Genomic DNA, 22774 nt, shown 5'->3' on the forward strand with positions numbered 1-22774 from the left:
GGCGGCGGCAGCTGGTCTGCCGTCACCCCGGCCGTCCGGGATCGATGCGCGGGAAGCGGGTCAGTCCTTGGTGATCTCCAGATCGGCTTCCAGGGCCTTCAGCGCGGGGTCCAGCACGACGTCCTCGCCGCGCGCCTCGATGGTCGGCTCCTCCGGGAAGTGGCAGGCCGTGAGGTGCCCGGCCCGGTTGCCCGTGATCTGGACCAGCGGCGGCTCCTCGGTCGCGCACTTGTCCTGCGCCTTCCAACACCGGGTACGGAACCGGCAGCCGGACGGCGGCGAGATCGGCGAGGGCACGTCACCGGCGAGCCGGATGCGCTCGCGCGGCTCCACGTCGTCGTTGACCTCGACCTCCGGCACCGCCGACAGCAGCGCGTGCGTGTACGGGTGCCGGGGGCGGTTGTAGATGGAGTCGCGGTCGCCGACCTCGACGATCTTGCCCAGGTACATCACCGCGACCCGCTGCGAGAAGTGCCGCACCACCGCCAGGTCGTGGGCGATGAAGAGGAACGCGATGCCCAGCTCGTCCTGGACCTTCTTGAGCAGGTTGACCACCTGCGCCTGGATGGACACGTCCAGCGCGGAGACCGGCTCGTCGGCCACGATCAGCTTGGGCTGCAGCGCCAGGGCGCGGGCCACGCCGATGCGCTGGCGCTGGCCGCCGGAGAACTCGTGCGGGAAGCGGTTGTAGTGCTCGGGGTTGAGACCGACCAGCTCCAGCAGCTCCCGCACCTTCGCCTCGCGGCCCCCGGGCGGCTCGATCCCGTTGACCTCCATCGGCGACTTGATGATGGTGCCGACGGTTTGCCGCGGGTTCAGCGAGGAGTACGGGTCCTGGAAGATCATCTGGATCTCGGACCGCACCGGCGCCAGCTGCCTGCGCGAGGCACGTGTGATGTCCTGCCCGGAATAGACGATCTTCCCGGCGGTCGGCTCCATCAGCCGGGTGATCAGGCGGCCCGTGGTGGACTTGCCACAGCCCGACTCGCCGACCAGGCCCACGCTCTCGCCGACGCCCACCGTCAGGTCGACGCCGTCGACGGCCTGGACGGCGCCGACCTTGCGTTTGATCGGGAAGCCGCCGTGGATCGGGAAGTGCTTGGTCAGGCCCTGGACTTCCAGCAGCGCCTCGGGCGCCGCGGTCCCGGCGTCCGCTTGCGTGGGGAGGGTGAGGTTGTCGCTCATGTCTCGGTTCTCCCTAGCGCAGCCGGGGCTGGATCTTGTCGATGAAGATGGTCTGCTTCTGCTCGGCCGTCAGATGGCAGGCGGTGGACCGGCCGACGCCCAGCGGGGGCCGCTCCCCGGAACAGAGGTCGCCCGTCACCTGGTCGGTGAAGCCGCAGCGCGGGTGGAAGGGGCAGCCGCTGGGCGGGTTGAGCAGCGAGGGCGGGGAGCCGGGGATCGGCACCAGCGCCTCGTTGACGTCGCTGTCCAGGCGCGGCATCGAGCTGAGCAGTCCCCAGGTGTAGGGGTGGCGGGGCTCGCGCATCACCTCGCGCACCGTGCCGCGCTCGACGGCCCGGCCCGCGTACATCACCAGCAGGTCGTCGGCCATGTCGGAGATGACGCCGAGGTCGTGGGTGATGAAGATGATCGCGGACCCGAACTCCTGCTGGAGGTCCTTCAGCAGGTCCAGGATCTGGGCCTGCACGGTGACGTCGAGCGCGGTGGTCGGCTCGTCGGCGATCAGCAGGTCCGGGTCGCACATCAGCGCCATGGCGATCATCGCGCGCTGGCGCATACCGCCGGAGAACTGGTGCGGGTAGTCGTCGAAGCGCTGCCGGGGCTGCGGGATACCCACCTTCTCCAGCATCTGCACGGCCCGGTCCTTCGCCTCCTTGCGGTTGGCACCGGTGTGCTTCATGTACGGCTCGGACAGCTGGCGGCCCACCGTGTAGAACGGCGACAGCGCGGTCAGCGGGTCCTGGAAGATCATCGCCATCTTGTTGCCGCGGAGCCGCTCCAGCTCCTTCTCGGTGGCGGTGACGAGGTCCTTGCCGTCGAGGATGATCTCGCCGTCGACGGTGCTGGTGCGGGGATTGTGCAGGCCCAGGATCGTCAGGTTGGTGACGGACTTGCCCGAGCCGGACTCGCCGACGATGCCCAGCGTCTTGCCGCGCTCGACGTCGAAGGACAGGCCGTCCACGGCCTTGACGATGCCGTCCTCGGTGGAGAACCGCACCTTCAGATCACGCACCGACAGGAAGCTCTCCGGGCCGGTCGGGGCCGGGGCGTCCTCGGTCTTGGTCAGTGTGGTCACGGTGGTTCGTTCTTCCTAGGAGAGCCGGACGCGCGGGTCGATGTACGCGTACGCGATGTCGGTGAGGATGTTCATGACCAGGATGAAGAAGGCGCCGAACATCATGACGCCCATGGTCAGCGGCAGGTCCTTGGTCTGCGCGCCCTGCACCGCGAGGCGGCCGATGCCCTGGAGGGAGAAGGTGATCTCGGTGACGACGGCACCGCCGAGCATGCTGCTGATGTCGATGCCGAGCACCGTGACGATCGGGATGAGCGCGCCGCGCCACGCGTAGCGGAAGAACACGAACTTGCTCGACATGCCCTTGGCCCGGGCGGTGCGTACATGTTCCTCGGCGAGCTGCTCGATCATCGACGAGCGGGCCATACGCGTGTACTGCGCGGTGAAGATGGTGGCCATCACGAGCGTGGGGAGCAGCAGCCCGACGAACCAGCCGAACGGGTCCTGCGTGATCGGCACGTACTTGGGGTTCTCCATCCAGCCCGTGCTGTAGACGAAGATGATCAGGACGATCGGGCCGAGGAAGTAGATCTGGAACGAGCTGAGGACCATCGAGGCGCCGGTGGCGATCCGGTCGACCAGCGACCCCCGCTTGTACGCCGCGACCATGCCCGCGCCCACGCCGAGCACGAGGAAGACGACCGCACCGCCCATGGTGAGGGTGAGGGTGGTCGGGAAGCGGTCCACGATGGTCGACCACACCGGGTCGCCGGAGTAGAACGACATGCCGAGGCACGGCGCGCTGCAGTGACCGGTCGGGAAGTCACGCCCCATCACGATGCCGGACATGAAGTCCCAGAACTGCTGGTGGAGCGGCAGATTGAGGCCGAGAGCCGACCGGATGTCCTCCAGTCTCTGGGGGGAGCAGTCCTTGCCGCAGGCCAGGGAGGCGTAGTCGGAGGGCGCGGCCACGAAGAGGAAGAACGTGGCGGCGCCGATCAGGAACAGGGTGAGGAGGGCACCGACTGAGCGCCGGAGGATGAACTGAAACATGGCGGGAGGGCTGCTCTCTGCGGAGACGGTGGGAGGGTTCACTGAGGGGCGGGGGCGTGCTCCGCCTGGTGCACGCCCCCGCGATCAGCCGTAGAGAGTTACGACTTCAGGTACAGGCGGTTGATGTCGATGAGGCTGGACACCGAGCCGTAGCGGCCGCCGCCGACGTTCGAGCCGGAGAGCTGGAACTGCTTCGTGTACCAGAGCGGGGCGCCGGGGAGCACCGTCTCCATCAGGTAGTGCTGGGCTTCCTTCCAGGTCTTCGCGGCCTCGGTCGGCTCCTGGGTCAGGGCCTTCTTGATCAGCTCGCCGACCTTCGGGTCCTTGACGTGCGAGTAGTTCGGCGAACCGTCGGCCACCTGCGCCGGGTCGTAGACGGGCGTGATCACGGTGCCCGGCGACGGCCAGTCCTGGCCCCAGCCCGAGATGTACATGTCGTACGGGTTGTCGAGCTTGCCGATCTGCTCGTAGTAGCTCGCGTTGTCGACCTCCTTGGAGACGACGTCCAGGCCGGCCTTGGTCAGCGCGTCCTCGATGGCGACCTTGCGCTTCTGACCGTTCTCGCTGTTGCCGTAGGCGAAGACGACCTTCTTCTCCGAGGCGGGGACGTCCTTCAGGAGCTCCTTGGCCTTGGCGATGTTGCCCTGCGGCGTCTTCAGTCGGCCGTAGGGGTCGTACGTCGCCTCGTAGCCCGGCAGGGTCGGCGCGAAGTAGTTGGGCGCCACGTCGCCGCCGTAGGCACCGCCCTCACCGGCGATGAGCGACTTGGAGTTGACGGCGTAGGTGATGGCCTCGCGGACCTTCTTGTTCTTCATCCGGTCCAGGTTGAAGGCCAGCTGCATGACGTAGGGCTGGTAGCCCTTGACCGTGCGCTTGCTGACCTCGGGGGAGCCGATGACGTCCTGGATCTGGGTGGACTCGACACCGCCGGTGAGCTGGATGGCGTTGCGGTCCTCGCCCTTGTCGGCTATCAGACGCTTGGTCTGGGTGGACTCGGTGATGCCGAACTGGAAGTTGACGCCGTTCGGGTACTGGTGGCGCACGGAGTCGGTCTTCGGGTCCCAGTTGGCGTTCTTGGTGAGCACCAGGGACTTGCCGACCTTGTACGACTGGATCTTGTAGGGCCCGGTGGCGACCGGAGCCTTGTCGTACTTCTCCTTGGTGTCGCCCTTCTCCGGGACGATGGCGTAGCCGGCCATGGCCAGGGTCTGCGGCAGGTCGGGGCGGGCCTGGTCGAAGTGGAAGACGACCGTCTTGTCGTCCGGGGTGTCCAGGACGGAGGCGGGCAGGTGCTTGCCGTCGAAACCGCCGCCGGGCAGCAGCTTGCGGTACTGGTCGTACTTGGCGCCCGCGAGCCAGGTCTGCAGGTAGGGCGGCCCGTCGAAGATGAACTTCGCGAACTGGCGCTCGACGGTGTGCCGGACGTCCTTGGACGTGATGGCGTTGCCGTTCGCGTCCTTGATGCCGTCCTTCAGCTTGAACGTCCAGGTCTTGCCGCCCTCGGAGGACTGGCCCGAGTCGGTGGCGAGGTCACCCACGACCGAGACGTTGCCCTTGTCGTCCTCCTGGAACTGCGTCAGGCGGCGGAAGAGCAGGTTGGCGACCTGTCCGGCGTCGGAGACATAGATCTGGCTCGGGTCGAGGTGGGACAGGCCCGCCTCCTGGTAGACCTGGAGGGTGCCGCCGCTCTTGGCGCCGGGCACCTCCTTGGCCGGACCGGTGGAGGCGGCGGCATCCGCGTAGGTGACCGACTTCGACTGGACCGACGCGTCCTTCTGGTCCTTCTTGGAGTCCGTGCCGGACTTGCCGCCGGTGTTCTCCGAGCATCCCGTGAGCGCGAGGGAGCCGGCCGCGATGGCGACCACGATTGCCTGCGCTCTGCGCGAGGTGAACGACTTCATGTTGGCGAATGCACCTACCTGTCGTGAGTATCCGTGAGTACTGCCTGACGCGGCTGGTAGGCCGACGTGGGGGCGGCAGCCACCCCCCACCAACGGACGATCTAGCGCCCGGACTTGGGGTCGAAAGCGTCCCGCACCGAGTCTCCGAGGAGGTTGAAGGCGAGGACGAAGATCACCAGGGCCACACCGGGGAAGAAGATGAACGCGGGGTCCTGCTGTGCGTAGGACGAACCGGCCGCGAACAGACGGCCCCAGTCCGGGGTCGGCTCGACGAAGCCGACACCCGCGAAGGAGAGGAAGGCGATGGTGAGGATGGTGCTGGGCAGCTGGTACGTGAACTGCACCAGGATCGGCGTCACCACGTTCGGCAGGATCTCCTTGCGGACGATCCGCCAGGGCGAGGCGCCGGAGACCTTGGCGGCCTCGACGAACTCCCGCTCACGCAGCGACAGCACGGTGGAGCGCACCAGCCGGGACATGCCCATCCAGCCCAGGACCCACAGCACGATCAGCATCGCCAGCGCCCGGAAGTAGGTGGGCGTCTCCTCACGCGGGTCCACGAAGAACGCGGTGACCACCGGCATGAAGGCGATGAAGAAGAGCTGCTGCGGGAACGAGAGGAAGAAGTCGGTGACGCGGCCGATCCAGTAGTCGGTACGCCCGCCGAAGTAGCCGCCGATCAGGCCGATGATGACGCCCGTGGCCATGACGAGCACGGTCACGCCCACGGCCATGAACAGCGAGGTGCGCATGCCGTAGACCAGCATGGCGAACACGTCACGGCCGTACTGCGGCTCCACACCGAACCAGTGGGCTCCCGAGAGACCGCCGAAGTAGCCGAGCGGCAGCCCGAAGTCGTCGAGCACCGGCTTGTCCGCGTACGTCGGGTCCTGCCCGTAGAGGGTGTACGGGTCGGTGCCGCTCAGCTTCGTCAGCAGGGGCGCCGCCAGGGCGATCACGAAATAGGCGATCACGATCCATGCGCAGATGACACCGTTACGGTCACGCTTGAAACGCTGCCACATCAACTGGCCAGGAGAACGACCCTCGAGCTTCTTCTCGCCCTTGACGGGCTCGGCCTCCGGCTCGACACCGGAGTCCAAGACGACTGGACTGGTCATGTGTGTTCTTCCCTCGGGGGGTTGGCGAGTTGACGCAGCGCAGATACCGACACGTTCTGCGGTTTGGGGGAACTTTCGCCAACGCACTCAACGCGCGTCAAGGGATGTAGACATGGGGATATCCCTAACGCCGATATTTTGAGCAAAAATTGCAGTGATCGACACCTACGCGCGCTTGACAGACAAGTTTTATGTCCCTCATGTCGGACATAAACGGCACAGATTTTGTTTACATGTCCGAAACCCATGCGCCGGGTGACCGATATCCGGACAGAAATAGCGCCGAAAACAAATACCGAGCGGACAAAAAAGGCCCTGCCGCCCCCGGAGAACGGGGACGGCAGGGCTCAGCGGTCCGGCGCTCGGGCCGGATCGCTCAGACGTCAGTTGTGCTTGGCACGGCTGGCGGTGCGGCCGCGCTCCTTCTGGTCCAGGACGACCTTGCGGATGCGAACCGCCTCCGGGGTCACCTCGACGCACTCGTCGTCGCGGCAGAACTCCAGCGACTGCTCCAGGGAGAGCTTGCGCGGCGGGACGATCGCCTCGAACGAGTCGGCCGACGAGGACCGCATGTTCGTGAGCTTCTTCTCCTTGGTGATGTTCACGTCCATGTCGTCGGAGCGCGAGTTCTCGCCGACGATCATGCCCTCGTACACCTCGGTGCCGGGCTCGGTGAACAGCACGCCGCGCTCCTGGAGGTTCGTCATCGCGAACGCGGTGACGGCGCCGGAGCGGTCGGCGACGAGCGAACCGTTGTTACGGGTCGTCAGGGTGCCGAACCACGGCTCGTGGCCCTCGTGGATGGAGTGGGCGATGCCGGTGCCGCGCGTACCGGTCAGGAACTCCGTACGGAAGCCGATGAGGCCGCGGGACGGGACGACGAACTCCAGGCGGACCCAGCCGGAGCCGTGGTTCGACATGTTGTCCATGCGGCCCTTGCGGACGCCCATGAGCTGCGTGACCGCGCCCATGTGCTCCTCGGGGACGTCGATCGTCATGCGCTCGACCGGCTCGTGCACCTTGCCGTCGATCAGCTGGGTGACGACCTGCGGCTTGCCGATGGTCAGCTCGAAGCCCTCGCGGCGCATCTGCTCGACCAGGATGGCGAGCGCCAGCTCACCACGGCCCTGGACCTCCCAGGCGTCCGGGCGCTCGGTGTCGAGCACGCGGAGGGAGACGTTACCGATCAGCTCGCGGTCGAGGCGGTCCTTGACCTGGCGGGCGGTGACCTTGCGGTCCTTGACCGCGGACTTGGCGTCCGCGCCCTTACCCGTGCCACCGCGGCCGACCAGCGGCGAGGTGTTGGTGCCGATGGTCATGGAGATCGCGGGCTCGTCCACCGTGATCAGCGGGAGCGCGACGGGGTTCTCCGGGTCGGCGAGGGTCTCACCGATCATGATGTCCGGGATACCGGCGACGGCGCAGATGTCACCGGGGCCGGCCACCTCGGCGGGCTTGCGGGTGAGCGCCTCGGTCATCATCAGCTCGGTGATGCGGACGTTCTGGACCGTGCCGTCGCGCTTGATCCATGCGACCGTCTGGCCCTTGCGCAGCTCGCCCTGCTCCACGCGGAGCAGCGCGATACGGCCGAGGAAGTTGTCCGCGTCGAGGTTGGTGACGTGGGCCTGGAGCGGGGCGGCCTCGTCGTACGTCGGGGCCGGGACGTGCTCCAGGATGGTGGAGAAGAACGGCTCCAGGCTGGTGGAGTCCGCCGGGACCGTGCCGTTCTCCGGCTTGGTCAGCGAGGCGACGCCGTCACGGCCACAGGCGTAGACGATCGGGAACTCGATCTGCTCCTCGTCCGCGTCCAGGTCGAGGAAGAGGTCGTAGGTCTCGTTGACGACCTCGTCGATGCGCGAGTCCGGGCGGTCCGTCTTGTTGATGCACAGGATGACGGGGAGCCGCTGCTGGAGCGCCTTGCGCAGCACGAAGCGGGTCTGCGGGAGCGGACCCTCGGAGGCGTCGACGAGCAGGACGACCGCGTCGACCATCGACAGACCACGCTCGACCTCGCCACCGAAGTCGGCGTGGCCGGGGGTGTCGATGATGTTGATCGTGATCGGGTCCCCACCGTCCTTGGGGTGGTACTTCACCGCCGTGTTCTTGGCGAGGATCGTGATGCCCTTCTCACGCTCCAGGTCGTTCGAGTCCATCATGCGGTCGTCGACGGAGTCGAGCTGATGGGCGGCGAACGCGCCGGCCTGCTTCAGCATGCCGTCGACGATGGTGGTCTTGCCATGGTCGACGTGGGCGACGATGGCGACGTTACGGATGTCGTGGCGCGTGGCCATATTGCGGCGTTCTCCCGGAGTGTGCGGACTGCCCTGCGCGGGGATTCTGCTGCGCGGGACCTGCCGGGCTGGACACGCCACGGCCTCACCCCATGGTACGTGGCCCTGCGGGGGACGGCCTCCGCAGGGCCACGGGGGCCGTTTCCGGTCAGCCGTCAGGTCAGCTCTTGGACGGGCTCGGCGCGGCCTTCGCGCCCTTCTTCAGGAAGCCCATGTCCTCGTAGACGGGGGTCTGGAAGCCGAAGGCGCCCGCGTTGACCAGGGTCTTGCGGACGCCGACCAGCTGGGGGCGCTGGTAGAGCGGGATGGAACCGGCGGCCGCCCAGATCCGGGTGTCGGCCTTGCGGATCAGGTCGCGCGCCTCGTCCTCGTCCAGCGTCGAGGCGGCCTGGTCGAAGAGCTGGTCCACCTGGTCGGTGCCGACCCGGGTGTAGTTCTGCTCGACGTTCACCGAGCCGTCCGCGGCGGGCGCGGGCTTGGCGAAGATCGGGCGGGCGTCGGTGGCCGGGAAGGCCGACGCGGGCCAGGAGTACAGGGCGAGGTCGAAGTCGCCCGCCGCGATGTGGTCCTTGAAGTAGCTCTCGTCGGGGACCTTGACGACGGTCGTGCGGATGCCGACCTTCTCCAGCATCGCGGAGATCCGCCCGGCGACCGTGTTCAGGGTCTCCGAGCCCGCTCCGGTGGGGAGCACGAAGCGGAGGTTGAGCGCCTGGCCGTCCTTGGCGAGCGGGCCGTTGACCGCGCCAGCCGGGGCCGCGGTGCCCTTGGGGGCGTACGCGCCGGGGGCGCCGCCCTGGCCGGTGTACTGCTTGCCGTCCTGGGCGAGGTGGCGGCCGCTGCCGTCGCCGTGCTCGTTCTTGTCGTCGTGGCTCCGGTCGCCCGGGTTCTTGTCGTCCTCGCCGACGACGTACTCGCCGTCCTTGCCGCCTTCGGACCGGTCCTCGTCGTCCTTGGTGCCGCTCTCGGGACCGGCGGCCTTGTCGGCCTTCTTCTCCGCCTTCACCGGGCCGCCCGCCACCCAGCCCGCGTCGGCGAGCAGGGCCTGCGCCTCCTTGGTGTCCTGTCCGCCGAGGGCGCCGCTGTTGTCGGCGTAGGCCGCCTGGCCGGACAGCGCGAGGTGGCTGCCGACCGGCTCGGCGGGCAGGCCGAGCGGGGCGAGCACCAGCTTGGCCAGCTCCTTGCGGTCCAGCGCGCGGGCCACGGCCCGGCGTACCCGCTCGTCGGCGAGCAGCCCTCCGGCGCCGTTCAGGGCGAGCTGGGTGTAGGCGGGCTCCAGCGACTTGCGTACGTCGAAGGAGCGCAGCGCCTCCTGCTCCTCCAGGTACCGGGTGATGGCCTTGCGCAGCTTCTTCTGGCCCGCGTGCGCCACCTGCTCGGACTCCAGGCCGTGGGCGAGCGCCCAGGAGCGGAGCTTCTTGGCGGAGGTCTTGCCGCCGCCCACGAGCGGGCTGCCCGCGCCCGTACCGCCCGCGGCGCCGCCGATCCGCCCGGCCTCGGCCGGGTCGATGTCGGCGATGTCCACGGTCCCGTCGGCGAGCGCGGCGGCCCGGTTCTCGCGCGGGACGGTGTGCAGCGTGATCTGGTCGAGCTTGGCGGGCTGCCCCCACCAGCGCGGGTTGCGGGTGAGGACGACGTCCTTGGCGGCGGTGTCGACCTTGTCCACCTTGAAGGGGCCCGCGGTGGTCTTGAGCTTGCGCCGGGCCCCGTCGTTGAAGGCGTCCGGGGTGCCCATGACGTCCTTCGGGTACAGCGGGGAGAACAGCGACTTCCAGTCGGCGTACGTGCGGGAGAAGGTGACCCGGACCTGGAGGTCGTTGGCGCCGCGCTCGATCTTGGCGATGCGGTCGTACCCGGCGTTGCGGGCGGTCCAGTAGGCGCTGTCCTTGCCGGACAGGGCACGCCACTGGGCGACGAAGTCGGCGGCGCCGATCTCGCGGCCGTCGCTCCAGACGGCCTGCTGGTTCAGCTTGTACAGCACCACCTGGCGCGGCTCGGTCTCGATGACCTTGGCGGACTCCAGGTAGGCGGGGTTCACCACCGGGCGGCCGTTCGCGTCGGGCTGGAACATCGAGGGGAGCACGGCCTGGGCGACCCGGGTGGTGCCCGCGTCGGCGTCGGCCTGGTAGGCGTTCAGGGTCTCCGGCAGCGCGTCCACGGCCCATTTGACGGTGCCGCCCTCGGCGACCTTGTCCCGGGTGACCTGGGCGATGTCCTGTCCGGCCAGCGGGCGGCTGGGCTTCTCGTCCGAGCCGCAGCCTGCGAGGAGGGGCACCGCGAGGGCGCCCGCGGTGAGGAAGGCGGTCGCGCGCAGGACCGCACGTGAGCCGACGCCGTCGTGGGACATCTCTGCTACCTCCGGAAAGCCGCGGGCGTGTTGATCACTTTTGGCGGTATATGGAGCTGATCAGATCTATGCACCCACTGAAAACGACGGCACCGGGGGAAACGGGGCGACACGACCGCGCCGCGCGGCAACCCCACCCGTGCGGCGCAACCCCGCCCGCTCGCGGGGCCGCGAACCCGCCCATACGCTCCCCAAGTGACGTCATCCCTGGTCCGGGGCCGCCCCCGGCACGCCACGGCGCACATACGGGTGCGGGTCGCGCACGCGCTGGTGGGCGCGGTCGCCGGGGCGGGCTGGCTGGCGATCCCGGTGCTCGCGGCCCAGGACCCGGCGACCGCGTCCCCGCCCCCGACGCGCACGACCCACGCCGCCCCCTCCGCTCCGTCCGCTCCCCGTGACGACGAGTCGTCCGCCGTCGACCTGATCCTCCCGGTCGCCGTGCTCGGCACCGCCGGAGTGCTGGCCGCGTACAGCTACGTACGCCGCACCCGCCGCTCGCCCGGTGTCGTCTCCCCGGCACCGGCCGCCGCCACCCCGGCCGAGTCCGACCGGCAGGCCCGCGCCGCCCTGGTCCAGGCCGACGACAGCGTCCGGGCGAGCGAGGAGGAGCTGCCGTTCGCGGCCCCGCTCATGGACGAGCGGACCCTCGCTCCCTTCCGCCTGGCGATCCGGACCGCCCGCGGGGAACTGGCGGCCGCGTTCGCCCTGTGGCACCGGTACGAGGAGGGCGAACCCCGGGACCCCGGCGACCGGAGGCAGGCGCTGGTGGGAATCATCGGCCGGTGCGCGGAGGCGGGACGGGTGCTGGACGCGCGGGCCGGTGAGCTGGACCGGCTGCGCCGGGCGGAGGCGGGCCCCGCGCTGGAGGTGGCCGAGGGGGCGTTCCGACGGCTGGCCGCGCGGGCGGCGGGCGCGCGGGCCACGGCTTCGCCGCTGCACGAGCGGTACGGGCCCTCGGTCGGCGCCCGGATGACGGGCCGCGTCGAAGTGGCCATGGACCGGCTGGTGTTCACTACCTCACGACTCAACGAGGCTCGCCGAGCCGCCGACTTGGGCGAGGACGAGCGCGCGGTACGCCAACTCCGGTGCGCAGAGGGTGCCATAGCCCAGGCCGGGGTGCTGGTGGCCGGGATGAACGACCAGACCCGTCGGCTGCGGGAGGCGGCCGAGCTGGTGCCGACCGCGCTGACCGGGGCGGAGGCGGTACTGGCGGCGGCACGGGCCACGGGCACCCCGGTACCGTCCGGCGCCGACGACACCCTGGCCGCCGTACGCGCCGAGCTGACGGCGGGCCCGTACAACCCGCTGGCCGCGCTGCGCCGGATCACCCGCGCCCTGGTGCGGCTGCCGGGCGCCCGGAGCGGGGTGCTGGACACCGCCGCCGACCTGGTGGCGCGGGCCGATACCGGTGAGGCGGAGGACTTCGTCGCGGTGCACCGGGGCGCGGTGGGCGCCGACGCCCGCTCCCTGCTGGCGGCCGCGGTACGGACGCTCGGCGCGGCGCACCCCGTCGAGGCGGCAGCGCTGGCACGGCGGGCCCTGGAGTCGGCCGAGCGGGACGTACGGGCGCACGGGGTGCCCGCGTCCGACGTCGTGCCCCTCAGAACAGACTGAGCAGCGCCTCCGCCGGGTCGGTCAGCGGGCTGTCGCCGCCGGGGAGCGGCAGCTCGAACCACACCGTCTTGCCGCGCGGTGTACGCCGGGAGCCCCAGGCCGCGCTGAGCAGCCCGACCAGTTGCAGCCCGCGTCCGCCCTCGTCGGTGTCTCGGGCGCGCCGCCTGCGGGGCTGGACCAGACCGGCGTCCCAGACCTCGCAGACCAGGGTGCGGTCCAGCAGCAGCCGGAGTCTGATCTCGCCCTCGCCGTACCGCAGGGCGTTCGTCACCAGCTCGCTGACCAGGAGTTCCGTGGTGTCGACCAGCGGCTCCAGGTCCCAGCTGAGCAGTTGCGCCCGCGCGTACTCGCGGGCCCGGCCCACGCTGCGCGGCTCGCGCGGCAGCGTCCAGTCGCCGACCGACTCGGCGGGCAGGCCCTGGACGCGGGCCATGAGCAGGGCGATGTCGTCCTCGCCGTGCCGGGTGTCGAGGCTGTTCAGGACGTGGTCGCAGACGTCCTCCAGCGGCCGGGAGGGGTCGGTGAGCGCCTGTACGAACGCCTGCAGCCCCTCGTCCAGCGGATGGTCGCGGGACTCGACCAGGCCGTCGGTGTAGAGGGCGAGCAGGGCGCCCTCGGGCAGCTCGACCTCCACCTCCTCGAACGGCTCGCCGCCCACGCCCAGCGGCATCCCGGGCGGCACGTCCAGCATCAGCGCGGACTCGCCGGGCTCCACCAGCACCGGCGGCAGATGCCCGGCGTTGGCGAAGGTGCAGCGCCGGGTGACGGAGTCGTAGACCGCGTACACACAGGTGGCGAGGTAGACCTCGCACAGGTCGGCGTCGCGTGGCTGGCGGGCCGCGCGGGTGGCCTGCTGGACCCCGCCGGGGGTACCGAGACCGCGGGCGATCTCGTCCAACGCGGAGAGCACCTCGGCCGGTTCGAGGTCGAGCAGGGCGAGCGTGCGTACCGCCGTACGGAGTTCGCCCATCGCCACGGCCGCGCGCAGGCCGCGGCCCATCACGTCGCCGACCACCAACGCCGTGCGGTGGCCGGGGAGTTCGATGACGTCGAACCAGTCGCCGCCGACCTCGGTGGCCGCGTTGCCCGGCAGATAGCGGCAGGCGATGTCCAGGCCGGACGCCTCGGGGTCGCCGGGCGGGAGCAGGGACCGCTGGAGGATCAACGCGCGTTCGTGTTCGCGCCGGTAGAGCCGGGCGTTGTCGATGCAGACGGCGGCGCGCGCGGCCAGCTCCACCGCGAGGTCGCGGTCGCGGTCCCCGAACGGCTCGCTGCCCTTGGTGCGGGCGAACTGCACGATGCCGACGACCGTGTCGTGCGCGACCATCGGCACGGCCAGCGTCGACTGCACCAGACCGCCCTCCTCGGCGGGCACCCGCTGCGGCCGGGCGGTGCGCAGGGCGTCCGCGCAGGGGGAGTTGAACGGGAAGCGGTGCACCGCGCCCAGCTCCACCCGCTCCCCCGAGCCGCCGAAGGGCGCGTCGGAGACGGCGCTGGCGAAGGCGACCCGGCGCAGTTCCGCGCTGCCGTCGGCCAGCTTGGGCGGGGCCTCGTCGCCGGTCAGCAGGGCCTGGTAGAGGTCGACGGTGGCCAGGTCGCAGAAGCCGGGGACGACCACGTCGAGCAGCTCGCGGGCGGTCGTCTCCAGGTCGAGCGAGTTCCCTATCCGGGCGCCCGCCTCGTTGAGCAGGGCCAGGTTGCGCCGGGCGGAGGCGGCCTCGCGGGCGGCCTCGCGCCGGGCGGTGATGTCGGTGCCGAGCCAGGCCACCCCGATGGGGCGCCCGCTGCCGCTGTGCACCCGGTAGAGGTTGATGGACCAGTGCCGACGCTCGTCGGAATCCGGTACGAAGCCGGTGACATGCATGTCCGTGATGGAGTCGCCGGTCTCCAGCACCCGGCGCATGGTGGCGGCCACCCGGTCGGCCTCGGCGCGCGGGAGGAAGTCGTGCACGTCCTTGCCCCGGTGGTCCTCCGGGGTGCCGCCGAAGATCGAGGCGAACCGGGTGTTGGCCCGGCGCACCCGCAGATCGGTGTCGATCAGCAGGAACCCGAAGGGAGATTGGCCGAATATCGCCTGCGAGGCGGCGAGGTCGGTCTCGATGCTGCGCAGGGTCCGCACGTCCACCACGATGCAGACGGCGGCCTTGTCGCCCTCGGCGGTGCGGGTGGGCATGACGTAGACCTCGGCCATGCCCTCCTCGCCGGGCGAGCCGTCCTCCCCGTCCGGCATCCGGAAGGGGACCACACCGGTCCACTCCCGCCCGTCCAGGATCTCGGCCATCTTGCGCTGGCCGCGACTGCGCAGGTCGGGGTCGACGAACGCCTCGATCGGGTCGAGCCCCACGGCCCGGCCGGCGGGGATGCCGAAGAGCTGTTCGGCGCGCAGGCTCCACTGCTCGATCAACCCGCCGGGGCTGATCGAGAAGGACGCGACCTTTATGTAGTCGTAGATGGAGCCGGGCGGACTGCTCTGCCACATGTCGGCGGGGGCCGCCTCCTCGGCGGCCCGGCCCCTCGCGCCGCCCGACGGGTCCTCGGACTCCGTGGCCTTCGCTGGTATCTCGCTCACGCGAACCGTCCCCTCCAGCTCACCGCGTCCGGCACCGGTCACCGGGGGCGGCTGCCCGCAGTATCCAGCACTACGGCGCCGCACAACACGGTGTTCACGATCACAGCTCGGTACGGGTGCCTTCCGGACCGGGCCGCGACAACACTTCCAGTCTTCTAACCAGGGAACACGGCCTCGAATCACGCGCCCGGCAACGCGCTTGCGCACCGGGGCACGAGCCGACCCACGCGGGGGCGCGCACTCCCCCTCCGTACCCCCGGCTCACCCCGCCGTGCCCCTGATGCCCCCGTCCGCGCTCCTGGTCACACGGGGACCGCGCGCATCACTCCGGGACCATCATCCGGGGACCGCCAGCTCGAACCAGACCGTCTTGCCCCGCCCGCCGGGCCGGGTGCCCCAGCGGCGCGCGGAGCCCGCGACCAGCTGGAGTCCCCGGCCGCTCTCGTCCTCGGGGCGGGCGACGCGCTCGCGCGGCGGGTCCGGCAGCTGGTCGGAGACCTCCACCAGCAGGGCGCCGTCGAGCCCTCCGGGGCGGACCAGGCGCAGTCCGATCGGGCCGTCCGCGTGCCGCAGGGAGTTGGTCACCAGCTCGCTGACCAGCAACGCCGTCAGATCGCCGAGGGAGTCGAGGTGCCAGCGGCCCAACTGGCCCCGGACAGCGGCACGGGCCGCGCGCACGGCGCCGGGTTCCGGGGGGAACGTCCACTCGGCGCAGTCGCCCTCGGTGTCGAACACGCCGATCACTTCCCAGGCAAGCGAGCCCACCCATGTCCGATTTCATGGGGTTACTGGCCACATACCCGGTATTCAGCAAGCAGTACCGCGCGGGCCGGGGCACTGTGGCACGAACGGCGTACAGGCCCCGAAGCCGGGCCGCGACTCCGCTCCGTACGCCGGGCCGCGCACCCCGTACGCCGGTCAGCGCGCCTGCGCGCCGAGGCGTGCGGCGATCTCGCGGACGGCCGGGACGTCCTGGTCGAGCCAGGGGACCTCCCAGAGGCGGTCGGGGGTGAGCCAGCGCAGCTCGTCGTGGTCCTCGAGGGCGTCGGGCTCCGGGGAGCCCGGACGGAGCCGGGCCGTCCACACCCACAGCACGTAAGGGGATTTCAGGGGCCACTGACCCGGCACGCGTTCGACCGCCTCGGCATCCACGCCGAGTTCCTCGCGCAGTTCGCGTACGAGGGCGTCGTCGGGCCGTTCGCCGGGCTCGACCTTGCCGCCGGGCAGCTCCCAGCGCCCGGCCAGCTCCGGGGGCGCGCTGCGCCGCGCGGCGAGCAGCCGGTCCCCGTCGAGCAGGGCGGCGCCCACCACCACGATCCGTTCGGTCATGGTCCGGAGCCTACGGGAGCACGTCCCTGATCGGCCGCGTCAGTTGCGTGTGCTCTCGCCGTGCTGGCTCACGCGCTCCACGCTGTAGAGCTGCTTGTGTCCGTGGCCGTCGAGACTGTCGGCGATCTTCTGGGCCTCCGCCCGGGTCGCGTACCGGCCGACCCGGTAGCGATTGCCGTTGTCGTCCTGCCGTATGACGAGCCAGGGCAGAATGACCGCACCCTCGTTCATCGCCCCCACCGTTTCCCTTCCCGTGCCCCTTCGCACCCGCCCCACCCGCTTCCCGCTCCGGGGCTCCAAGGTGTCCCGCCCAAGGAAACCGCAATACGCATATGCCCGAGCGTACGCCCAACCTTCACACAGCGAATACGGCTTTTCACGAAGAGGTACGCAACCGGCCAGAACGCAGGGGGGCGCACGGAATCGAACGCGCCGCGTCCGACGAGGCCGGGAAAAGAGGCGCCCGGACCGGGCCGACCCACGGCGACCAGGCAGAACGGCCGGATCGCGGCGGGTCGGTGACGTCAGGCGCGAGGTTCGCACACCGGGGCGCGCTCCAGGGGAGCGCGTCCCCTGTGCGCTACCTCACGAAGAGGCGTCAGCGCACGGACAGGTGGTACGCGACCTGGTAGCGGTCGGCGGGGATGACGACGTCGGCGGTCTCCACCGGGCGGCCCGAGGCGTAGTAGGTGCGCTGGATGACCAGGACCACATGGCCGGGGACGCCGCCGAGGAGGATCAGCTCCTCGGCGAGGCCGGGGCGGGCGCCGACCTCCTCGGTGACGTTGTCCACGATCACGTCGATGGCGCGCATCCGCTCGACCACGCCCATCCCGCCGAGCGGGCCCTCCTCGGGCAGCATGACCGGGGTGCGGCCGGTCACGGCGAGCGGCTCCCAGGAGGTGGAGAGCATCATCGGCTCCCCGGCGTCCCGGAACAGGTACTTGGTGCGCATCACGCGCTCGCCCGGCTGGAGGCCGAGCCGCTCGGCGATCCCCGCCCCGGCCTCCGCCCGCTCGCTGCTGGACTCCCAGGTGCCGCGCGCGCTCGCGTCGGCCTGCTCCTGCCGGAAGGGGGTGGCGCCGCCGGAGGGGCGGTACCCCGAGCGCGCCACGCTGCGGGGCACCGGCCGCTCGCGCACATACGTGCCCGAGCCGGACCGCCCCTCGACGAGCCCCTCGGCCATCAGCACCTTGCGGGCCTCCAGCGCGACCGTGTCCGAGACGCCGTACTCCTCACGGATGCGGGCCTGCGACGGGAGGCGGGTATGGGGCGGCAGTGAACCGTCGACGATCTTCTGGCGGAGATCACCCGCCACACGCAGGTACGCCGGCTGCTCACCGAATGTCACGGGCCGCTCCCATCAGGTTGTACAGACAGCAACAGCGTGGCAACCGTGGGTTGTGCCATGCAAGCAAAGGCCAGAGAATCACTCGATGTGATGACAGGGTGCCGCGCACACCTGCGTCCAGCGACTTTCTCCGCCCATGACTCCCCCGTCCGGCCGCGATCACACCTTGGCGTTCTCGTCCGCCGCGTCGTCACCCTCGCCCGGGGCGCCGAGGTCGGGCGGGGTGGTCACCAGCTTCAGCGCCTTGCGGGCGGGGACCGTGGTGCGCGGTTCGATCAGGGTGAGACCGTCGTCGTAGGGCACGTAGAACGCGTCGGCGTCGGTGGCGCGGGCCGCCTTGTCCCAGAGGGCGCGGGCCTTGTCCAGGCGGGTGGTCAGGTCGGCCAGGGGCGCGCGGGCGGTGGCGGGCCAGGGGTGGGCGCGCAGGCTCCGCGAGCTGTCGGCCAGCGCGGTGGCGACCCGGCGGGCCCACGCCTTGTGGCCCGGCAGGTCGTCCTCGACGTAGGTGGCGTCGGGCGCGGTGTCCATGGCCGCGTTCAGGATGTGAGCGGCCTTCAGGTACGCGACCTGGTCGGCGTCGAGGACGGACTCGTCGGCGCGGAGGGAGCCGGTCAGGGTGCCGCCCTCGGTGAGGCTGCCGAGCACGCAGGTGACCTCGCGGTCGCCGAGCGACCAGCTCTCCTTCGTCGGCGTCACGGGGTAGACGTCGACGTCGGCGGGGAGCGCCCAGTCGTCCATCGCGTAGGCGTCCCGCAGGCCGACGCAGCGTTCACCGGCGTCGTCGACGGCCTGGTCGCCGGGGTAGGCGCTCCCCTTGAGCGAGAAGGTGCCGATCACCTCGCCCTCGTGCTTCCCGGCGCAGGGCACGGTGTGGATGCCGTCGATGGTGTCCTTCGGCCCGTCGTCGGCGTCGAAGCAGTCCCCCTTGACCAGCGAGAGGCTCGCGCCCTCACGCACACCTTCCTTGAAGTTCCGCCAGGCCCAGTCCGTGGCACCGGTGGTCAACAGCAGCACGGCGAGGGCGAGACCGGTCCCGGAGAGGACACTCCCGACGACGGCCGCGGCCCGGCCGCGCTGGCCGCGCTTACGGATCTGGGGGAGGGCGATGAGGCCGAGGAGGAGGCCGACGCCGGGGAGGCAGCAGAGGATGCCGGTGATGAGGGAGGCGATGGCGAGGGGGTTTACGGGGGTGGGGGTGCCGTAGGGGTTGGGCGTCCCGTAGGGGGCGGGGGACCCGTAGGGGCTGGGGGTCCCGTAAGGGTTGGGCGTCCCGTAGGGGTCCGGTGCCCTGTAGGGGTTCTGCGGGTCCTGCTGAGGCTGCGGGGACGGCTCTGACGGGCCCTTGGGCTCGCCGGGTTCGGGGGCAGGGGATATGGACACCGGTACCGTTTCTGGGACGAGTTGCGGCAGCGGGGGCGGACGAGGACTCTCGGCCGGGCTACCGTACGAATGCGCGCATGGTAAGCGGGTCCGGACAAGACCGGAAACGGCCTGGGTCCCGAACGGGCGCCGCGCGGAACGGACATGGGGGCGGGCAGGGCGTGGGGGACGGAATGAGCGACGTCGGCATACGGGCGGTCAACGGCCTCACCGCGCGCTGGGCGCGGACGGTCGCGGCGGACGACGGGACGGTGTTCTCCGCGGCCGGGGTGTGGCCCCTGCTGGCCTTCCTGGCGGACGGCGCGAGCGGCCCGGCGCGGGCGGAACTCTCGGAGGCGCTGGGCGTCCCCGCGGACGTGGCGGCCCCGGCGGCCCGTCAACTCCTGGCCGAAATGGCCTCGGTGACCGGCCTGGACGCGGCACTCGGCCTCTGGACCCAGCAGCGGCTACGGCTCCGGGACGACTGGCGGGCCGGGCTGCCCGCCGGGACGCAGGGCACCTTCGGGGACGACCTGATCACCGCGCAGGAACGCCTCGACGCCTGGGCGGCCGAACGTACCGGCGGTGTGGTCGAGCGGATGCCGCTGAAGCTGACGCGGGACGCGCAGGTGGTGCTGGCGAGCGCGCTGTCCCTGCGGACGACCTGGCGCCAGCCCTTCACCGAGGTGCCGCTGCGCCCGGAGCACGGGCCGTGGCAGGGCCGTACGCTGCTCGGCCTGTTCCGCAGGTCGGTACGGCCGGACCGGGTGGGCGTGGCCGCGGCCCCGGACGGCCATGTGACCTCCCTGACCGTCCCCGGCGACAACGGCATCGACATCCACCTCGTACTCGGCGAGGAGGGCATGACGCCGGGTCAGGTCATCGCGGCCGGGGTGGGCCTGGTGGAGCGCACGCTCCCGGTCACCGAGGGCGGCCGCCTGCCGCTGGGGCACGTGGGTCCGGGCCTGCATGTGGAGCAGCGCCCGTCCGCGAGCCCGGAGCCGGTGGCCCTGGACGTCCGCACGGTGGCGTACGAGGTACGCGCCGACCACGACCTCCTGGCCGACCCAGCCCTCTTCGGCCTCCCGGCCACTCCGTACGCCCACTTCCCCGGCATCTCGGACGCCCCCCTGACGATCGGCGCGGCCCGCCAGTCGGCGGTGGCCCAGTTCAGCGCGAAGGGGTTCCGGGCGGGAGCGGTGACGGCGGTGGCGGCCACCCCCGGCTCCGCCCCACCCCACCCCACCCACACCACGACGGTCCTCAGCCTCACCTACGACCGCCCCTTCGCCTTCCTCACCACCACCCGCTCCCCCCGCCTCCTCCTCACCACGGGCTGGGTCACGAACCCGGCCCCGTTCCCCCCGATGCGCCTGAACCCCGCGAGCACCTCATGAGCAAGCGCCTGATCTCCCTGTACGCGGCGGCACTGTGCGCCCTCAGCCTCCTGGCCGCCGTCCCCGTCGACGCGATCGCCTACCCGGCGATGACCGCCTGGACCTTTGCTGCCATGCCGTCCTCGGTACTGATGACTCTTGCCTGGCTGACCGCAGGCACCCTGCTCCCGTCCGACTTCGAACCGGGCCCGGCACTCTCCACCCTCCTCACCCTCACCATCCACCTGACCGCAACCGCCCTCAACGTCAGCGCCCTACTCCTCCTCAGCAAGGCATGCACCAAGTGCCGCGCCCTGTCCCGCGCATGACCCCCTCGGCCGCCCTGCTCCACCGCATCGAGAACACCCCCGCCCTCGCCACGGCCCTGATCTGCCCCGGCGATTTCGACATCACCCGCCGGGACCCCATCGATGAGCTGCACCTGCCGGGCGGAGTCCCGCTGCACCCGATCGCGGGCTGCGACACGGGCGGCACGTACTACCTGTGCGGGGCCGACGGGGCGCAGCAGCGCCCCGTCCTCTACACCGACTCGGAGGGCCGGGCCACCCTGATCGGCGCGGACCTGATCGAGGCGATCACCCTCGTCGTCGTACTGCCCTTCTGGCGCGACGTGCTGAGGGGATTCCCTCGGGCCGACCTGAAGTCAGAACTCCTGGAGTTCCACCCCGACTTCGAAACCGAGCGCGACCACCTCCTGCACGCCCTGAACCTCCCCGCCCTCCCCGAACGGAAAGCCGCCACCCGCCTCCTGAACACAGCCGCCCGCACGTCCCCCACCTACGTCCCCTACGCCCAGGACGCGGACCGACATCCCTACGACCTCTACTTCGACCCCGCAAGAGAACGTCCCGGATGTCAGTAGTGATAGCGAGCCGCGAGAATGACGATCTCTTTGCCGGTGACCAGGTAGACGAGGCGGTGCTCATCGTCGATCCGCCTCGACCACGCCCCAGGCAAGTGGTACTTGAGTGGCTCGGGCTTGCCGATCCCCGTGAACGGGTCACGCTTGACGTCGTCGATGAGTTTGTTGATCCGAGCGAGCATCTTGCGGTCGTTCTTCAGCCAGGACGTGTAGTCCTCCCAGCCCTGGTCCTCGAAGACAAGCCTCATTCGGCGCCCTCATGTGCCGCATCCGGCGAATCAGGGTCGATCAGCTCACGCTCGGACACGTTGACGTGGGCCAGGGCGTTCTCGTACGCCTTGAGCAGTCGCCGTGCGTTCGCGGGCGAGCGCAGCAGGTACGAGCCCTCGCGCAGCGCTGCGTAGTCCTCGGCCGAGACGAGTACGGCGTTCCCGTGCTTGGAGACGATCTCGATGGCCTCGTGATCGTCGTTGACCTTCTTGATCAGCGGAAAGAGGGCCTTGCGGGCTTCGCTCGCGGTTATCGACATGGGCTGACTCCCTCTACCAGTGGTACCGGATAACGTACCACTGACGCTCACCTGGGGCGCAGCGGAACGAGTGCGGCCCGCCAGGAAATCCCGGCACCGTCCCGGCATGGAAAAGGGCCCGCCTCTGATGAGTCGGGCCCCTCCTGACCTGCGCGTTCAGACGCTGAAGCGGAATGCCTGCGGGCTGATCCTGACCTGCGGCGGAGCATCGATCACAGCTCTGACCAGGCATTTCTAGGTTTCGTTGCGTTGGCCTCGGACCGGCGTTCACGAGCATCCTGAGGACTGTCTGCGGACCAATGGGGGTTCCATCAGCCTGGAAATGCGTGGTGCCAGGACCGGCCCTCGACAAGACTGCCCGAGTGAGCCGCCGATACCCCTGCCCCTGCTGCGGGCATCAAGTGTTCGCACGGATGATGCCCGGCTCCTACGAGATCTGCCCGATCTGCTTCTGGGAAGACGACCACGTCCAGTTCCGCTGGCCCACCATGGCAGGCGGGGCCAACACAGTCTCCCTGATCGAAGCCCAGCGCAATTACCTGGAGTTCGGCGCCTGCGAGAGGCCCATGCTAAAGCACGTACGGCCGCCCGCCGAGGATGAGCCGCTCGACCCCGCCTGGCGTCCCATAGACCCCGTCCACGACTCCCTCGAGGAGTGGCCGCCGCCAAAGGATCGCGTCCCCTGGCCCGAGGATCACTCAGTGCTCTGCTGGTGGCTGCCCACCTTCTGGCGTCGGGACCACCCATGACCACCCGCATCGAGAGACTCATCCAACAGCTCGACGACTCGATCGGCCCGTCGTACGACGCCCGCGCGGAGCTGATCAACATCGGCTCCGAAGCCATCCCCGCCG

Annotated in this window: 20 protein-coding genes; 5 read left to right on the forward strand and 15 right to left on the reverse strand. The window is 70.5% G+C overall.

Annotated features, from left to right (window positions below; genetic code table 11):
* Window positions 1-60: 60 nt before the first annotated feature.
* The 7 genes from ACI2LY_RS11120 to ACI2LY_RS11150 all read right to left on the reverse strand — a co-directional run bounded on the left by ACI2LY_RS11120 (window position 61) and on the right by ACI2LY_RS11150 (window position 10910).
* Window positions 61-1185 carry an ABC transporter ATP-binding protein gene (locus ACI2LY_RS11120; RefSeq protein ID WP_404706912.1) on the reverse strand — a complete coding sequence of 375 codons (1125 nt, stop codon included), beginning with the start codon at window positions 1183-1185 and terminating at the stop codon, window positions 61-63.
* Window positions 1186-1198: 13 nt separating this feature from the next.
* Window positions 1199-2260 (reverse strand): ABC transporter ATP-binding protein, encoded by a 1062-nt coding sequence (locus tag ACI2LY_RS11125; RefSeq protein ID WP_404706913.1) that lies wholly within the window; start codon window positions 2258-2260, stop codon window positions 1199-1201.
* Window positions 2261-2275: 15 nt separating this feature from the next.
* Window positions 2276-3253 (reverse strand): ABC transporter permease, encoded by a 978-nt coding sequence (locus tag ACI2LY_RS11130; RefSeq protein WP_393595419.1) that lies wholly within the window; start codon window positions 3251-3253, stop codon window positions 2276-2278.
* Between the two features lie 98 nt (window positions 3254-3351).
* Window positions 3352-5154: an ABC transporter substrate-binding protein gene (locus ACI2LY_RS11135; protein WP_404706914.1), complete on the reverse strand. Its 1803-nt coding sequence runs from the start codon at window positions 5152-5154 to the stop codon at window positions 3352-3354.
* Between the two features lie 101 nt (window positions 5155-5255).
* On the reverse strand, window positions 5256-6275 hold the full coding sequence (locus ACI2LY_RS11140; protein ID WP_393595422.1) for an ABC transporter permease: 1020 nt from the start codon (window positions 6273-6275) through the stop codon (window positions 5256-5258).
* 383 nt (window positions 6276-6658) lie between these two features.
* Complete coding sequence (gene typA, locus ACI2LY_RS11145) at window positions 6659-8566, reverse strand: translational GTPase TypA (RefSeq protein WP_404706915.1); 1908 nt, start codon at window positions 8564-8566, stop codon at window positions 6659-6661.
* A 160-nt stretch (window positions 8567-8726) separates the two neighbouring features.
* The gene (locus ACI2LY_RS11150) at window positions 8727-10910 is read right to left on the reverse strand and encodes an ABC transporter family substrate-binding protein (RefSeq protein WP_404706916.1); all 2184 of its coding nucleotides are present in this window, start codon (window positions 10908-10910) and stop codon (window positions 8727-8729) included.
* 195 nt (window positions 10911-11105) lie between these two features.
* On the opposite strand from ACI2LY_RS11150, the gene ACI2LY_RS11155 reads away from it, so the two are divergent.
* Window positions 11106-12524: a hypothetical protein gene (locus ACI2LY_RS11155; RefSeq protein ID WP_404706917.1), complete on the forward strand. Its 1419-nt coding sequence runs from the start codon at window positions 11106-11108 to the stop codon at window positions 12522-12524.
* On the opposite strand, the gene ACI2LY_RS11160 is transcribed toward ACI2LY_RS11155, so the two are convergent.
* The 6 genes from ACI2LY_RS11160 to ACI2LY_RS11185 form a co-directional block, all read right to left on the reverse strand.
* Window positions 12511-15093, reverse strand: a complete 2583-nt coding sequence (locus tag ACI2LY_RS11160; protein WP_404706918.1) for a SpoIIE family protein phosphatase — start codon at window positions 15091-15093, stop codon at window positions 12511-12513. The two genes, ACI2LY_RS11155 and ACI2LY_RS11160, sit on opposite strands and share 14 nt — an antisense overlap.
* A 336-nt stretch (window positions 15094-15429) precedes the next feature.
* A complete protein-coding gene (locus tag ACI2LY_RS11165) occupies window positions 15430-15858 on the reverse strand; it encodes an ATP-binding protein (RefSeq protein ID WP_393915844.1) in 429 nt (142 codons plus the stop codon).
* Between the two features lie 153 nt (window positions 15859-16011).
* Window positions 16012-16422: a (deoxy)nucleoside triphosphate pyrophosphohydrolase gene (locus ACI2LY_RS11170; RefSeq protein ID WP_404706919.1), complete on the reverse strand. Its 411-nt coding sequence runs from the start codon at window positions 16420-16422 to the stop codon at window positions 16012-16014.
* Window positions 16423-16461: 39 nt separating this feature from the next.
* A complete protein-coding gene (locus tag ACI2LY_RS11175; protein ID WP_031181015.1) occupies window positions 16462-16653 on the reverse strand; it encodes an SPOR domain-containing protein in 192 nt (63 codons plus the stop codon).
* A 367-nt stretch (window positions 16654-17020) separates the two neighbouring features.
* Entirely contained in the window at window positions 17021-17773 is a 753-nt protein-coding gene (locus ACI2LY_RS11180; protein ID WP_404706920.1) for a GntR family transcriptional regulator, read from the reverse strand.
* A 159-nt stretch (window positions 17774-17932) separates the two neighbouring features.
* Window positions 17933-19153, reverse strand: a complete 1221-nt coding sequence (locus tag ACI2LY_RS11185; protein ID WP_404706921.1) for a DUF4190 domain-containing protein — start codon at window positions 19151-19153, stop codon at window positions 17933-17935.
* 173 nt (window positions 19154-19326) lie between these two features.
* Here ACI2LY_RS11185 and ACI2LY_RS11190 point away from each other — a divergent pair, with 173 nt between their 5' ends.
* The 3 genes from ACI2LY_RS11190 to ACI2LY_RS11200 are packed head-to-tail and all read left to right on the forward strand — an operon-like array spanning window position 19327 to window position 21391.
* Entirely contained in the window at window positions 19327-20529 is a 1203-nt protein-coding gene (locus ACI2LY_RS11190) for a serpin family protein (protein WP_404706922.1), read from the forward strand.
* Entirely contained in the window at window positions 20526-20837 is a 312-nt protein-coding gene (locus ACI2LY_RS11195) for a hypothetical protein (RefSeq protein WP_404706923.1), read from the forward strand. Before ACI2LY_RS11190 ends, ACI2LY_RS11195 begins: the two co-directional genes overlap by 4 nt.
* Entirely contained in the window at window positions 20834-21391 is a 558-nt protein-coding gene (locus ACI2LY_RS11200; protein WP_404706924.1) for a hypothetical protein, read from the forward strand. Before ACI2LY_RS11195 ends, ACI2LY_RS11200 begins: the two co-directional genes overlap by 4 nt.
* On the opposite strand, the gene ACI2LY_RS11205 is transcribed toward ACI2LY_RS11200, so the two are convergent.
* Both ACI2LY_RS11205 and ACI2LY_RS11210 read right to left on the reverse strand, forming a co-directional pair.
* Entirely contained in the window at window positions 21385-21639 is a 255-nt protein-coding gene (locus tag ACI2LY_RS11205) for a Txe/YoeB family addiction module toxin (RefSeq protein ID WP_404706925.1), read from the reverse strand. The two genes, ACI2LY_RS11200 and ACI2LY_RS11205, sit on opposite strands and share 7 nt — an antisense overlap.
* Window positions 21636-21920: a type II toxin-antitoxin system Phd/YefM family antitoxin gene (locus ACI2LY_RS11210; RefSeq protein WP_393915837.1), complete on the reverse strand. Its 285-nt coding sequence runs from the start codon at window positions 21918-21920 to the stop codon at window positions 21636-21638. The genes ACI2LY_RS11205 and ACI2LY_RS11210 overlap by 4 nt, the downstream gene beginning before the upstream one ends.
* Window positions 21921-22336: 416 nt before the next feature.
* Here ACI2LY_RS11210 and ACI2LY_RS11215 point away from each other — a divergent pair, with 416 nt between their 5' ends.
* Complete coding sequence (locus ACI2LY_RS11215) at window positions 22337-22669, forward strand: CPCC family cysteine-rich protein (protein ID WP_404707313.1); 333 nt, start codon at window positions 22337-22339, stop codon at window positions 22667-22669.
* Window positions 22670-22774: the final 105 nt, after the last annotated feature.

Origin of the sequence: Streptomyces sp. NPDC002176 (assembly GCF_044903645.1) — a bacterium.
In the GTDB taxonomy this organism is placed as follows: domain Bacteria; phylum Actinomycetota; class Actinomycetes; order Streptomycetales; family Streptomycetaceae; genus Streptomyces.

Coding starts and splice junctions, on each gene's coding strand:
- ACI2LY_RS11120 (WP_404706912.1), bottom strand. CDS start 1,185: ATGAGCGACAACCTCACCCTCCCCACGCAAGCGGACGCCGGGACCGCG.
- ACI2LY_RS11130 (WP_393595419.1), bottom strand. CDS start 3,253: ATGTTTCAGTTCATCCTCCGGCGCTCAGTCGGTGCCCTCCTCACCCTG.
- ACI2LY_RS11135 (WP_404706914.1), bottom strand. CDS start 5,154: ATGAAGTCGTTCACCTCGCGCAGAGCGCAGGCAATCGTGGTCGCCATC.
- ACI2LY_RS11140 (WP_393595422.1), bottom strand. CDS start 6,275: ATGACCAGTCCAGTCGTCTTGGACTCCGGTGTCGAGCCGGAGGCCGAG.
- typA (WP_404706915.1), bottom strand. CDS start 8,566: ATGGCCACGCGCCACGACATCCGTAACGTCGCCATCGTCGCCCACGTC.
- ACI2LY_RS11150 (WP_404706916.1), bottom strand. CDS start 10,910: ATGTCCCACGACGGCGTCGGCTCACGTGCGGTCCTGCGCGCGACCGCC.
- ACI2LY_RS11170 (WP_404706919.1), bottom strand. CDS start 16,422: ATGACCGAACGGATCGTGGTGGTGGGCGCCGCCCTGCTCGACGGGGAC.
- ACI2LY_RS11175 (WP_031181015.1), bottom strand. CDS start 16,653: ATGAACGAGGGTGCGGTCATTCTGCCCTGGCTCGTCATACGGCAGGAC.
- ACI2LY_RS11190 (WP_404706922.1), top strand. CDS start 19,327: ATGAGCGACGTCGGCATACGGGCGGTCAACGGCCTCACCGCGCGCTGG.
- ACI2LY_RS11195 (WP_404706923.1), top strand. CDS start 20,526: ATGAGCAAGCGCCTGATCTCCCTGTACGCGGCGGCACTGTGCGCCCTC.
- ACI2LY_RS11200 (WP_404706924.1), top strand. CDS start 20,834: ATGACCCCCTCGGCCGCCCTGCTCCACCGCATCGAGAACACCCCCGCC.
- ACI2LY_RS11205 (WP_404706925.1), bottom strand. CDS start 21,639: ATGAGGCTTGTCTTCGAGGACCAGGGCTGGGAGGACTACACGTCCTGG.
- ACI2LY_RS11210 (WP_393915837.1), bottom strand. CDS start 21,920: ATGTCGATAACCGCGAGCGAAGCCCGCAAGGCCCTCTTTCCGCTGATC.
- ACI2LY_RS11215 (WP_404707313.1), top strand. CDS start 22,337: ATGCCCGGCTCCTACGAGATCTGCCCGATCTGCTTCTGGGAAGACGAC.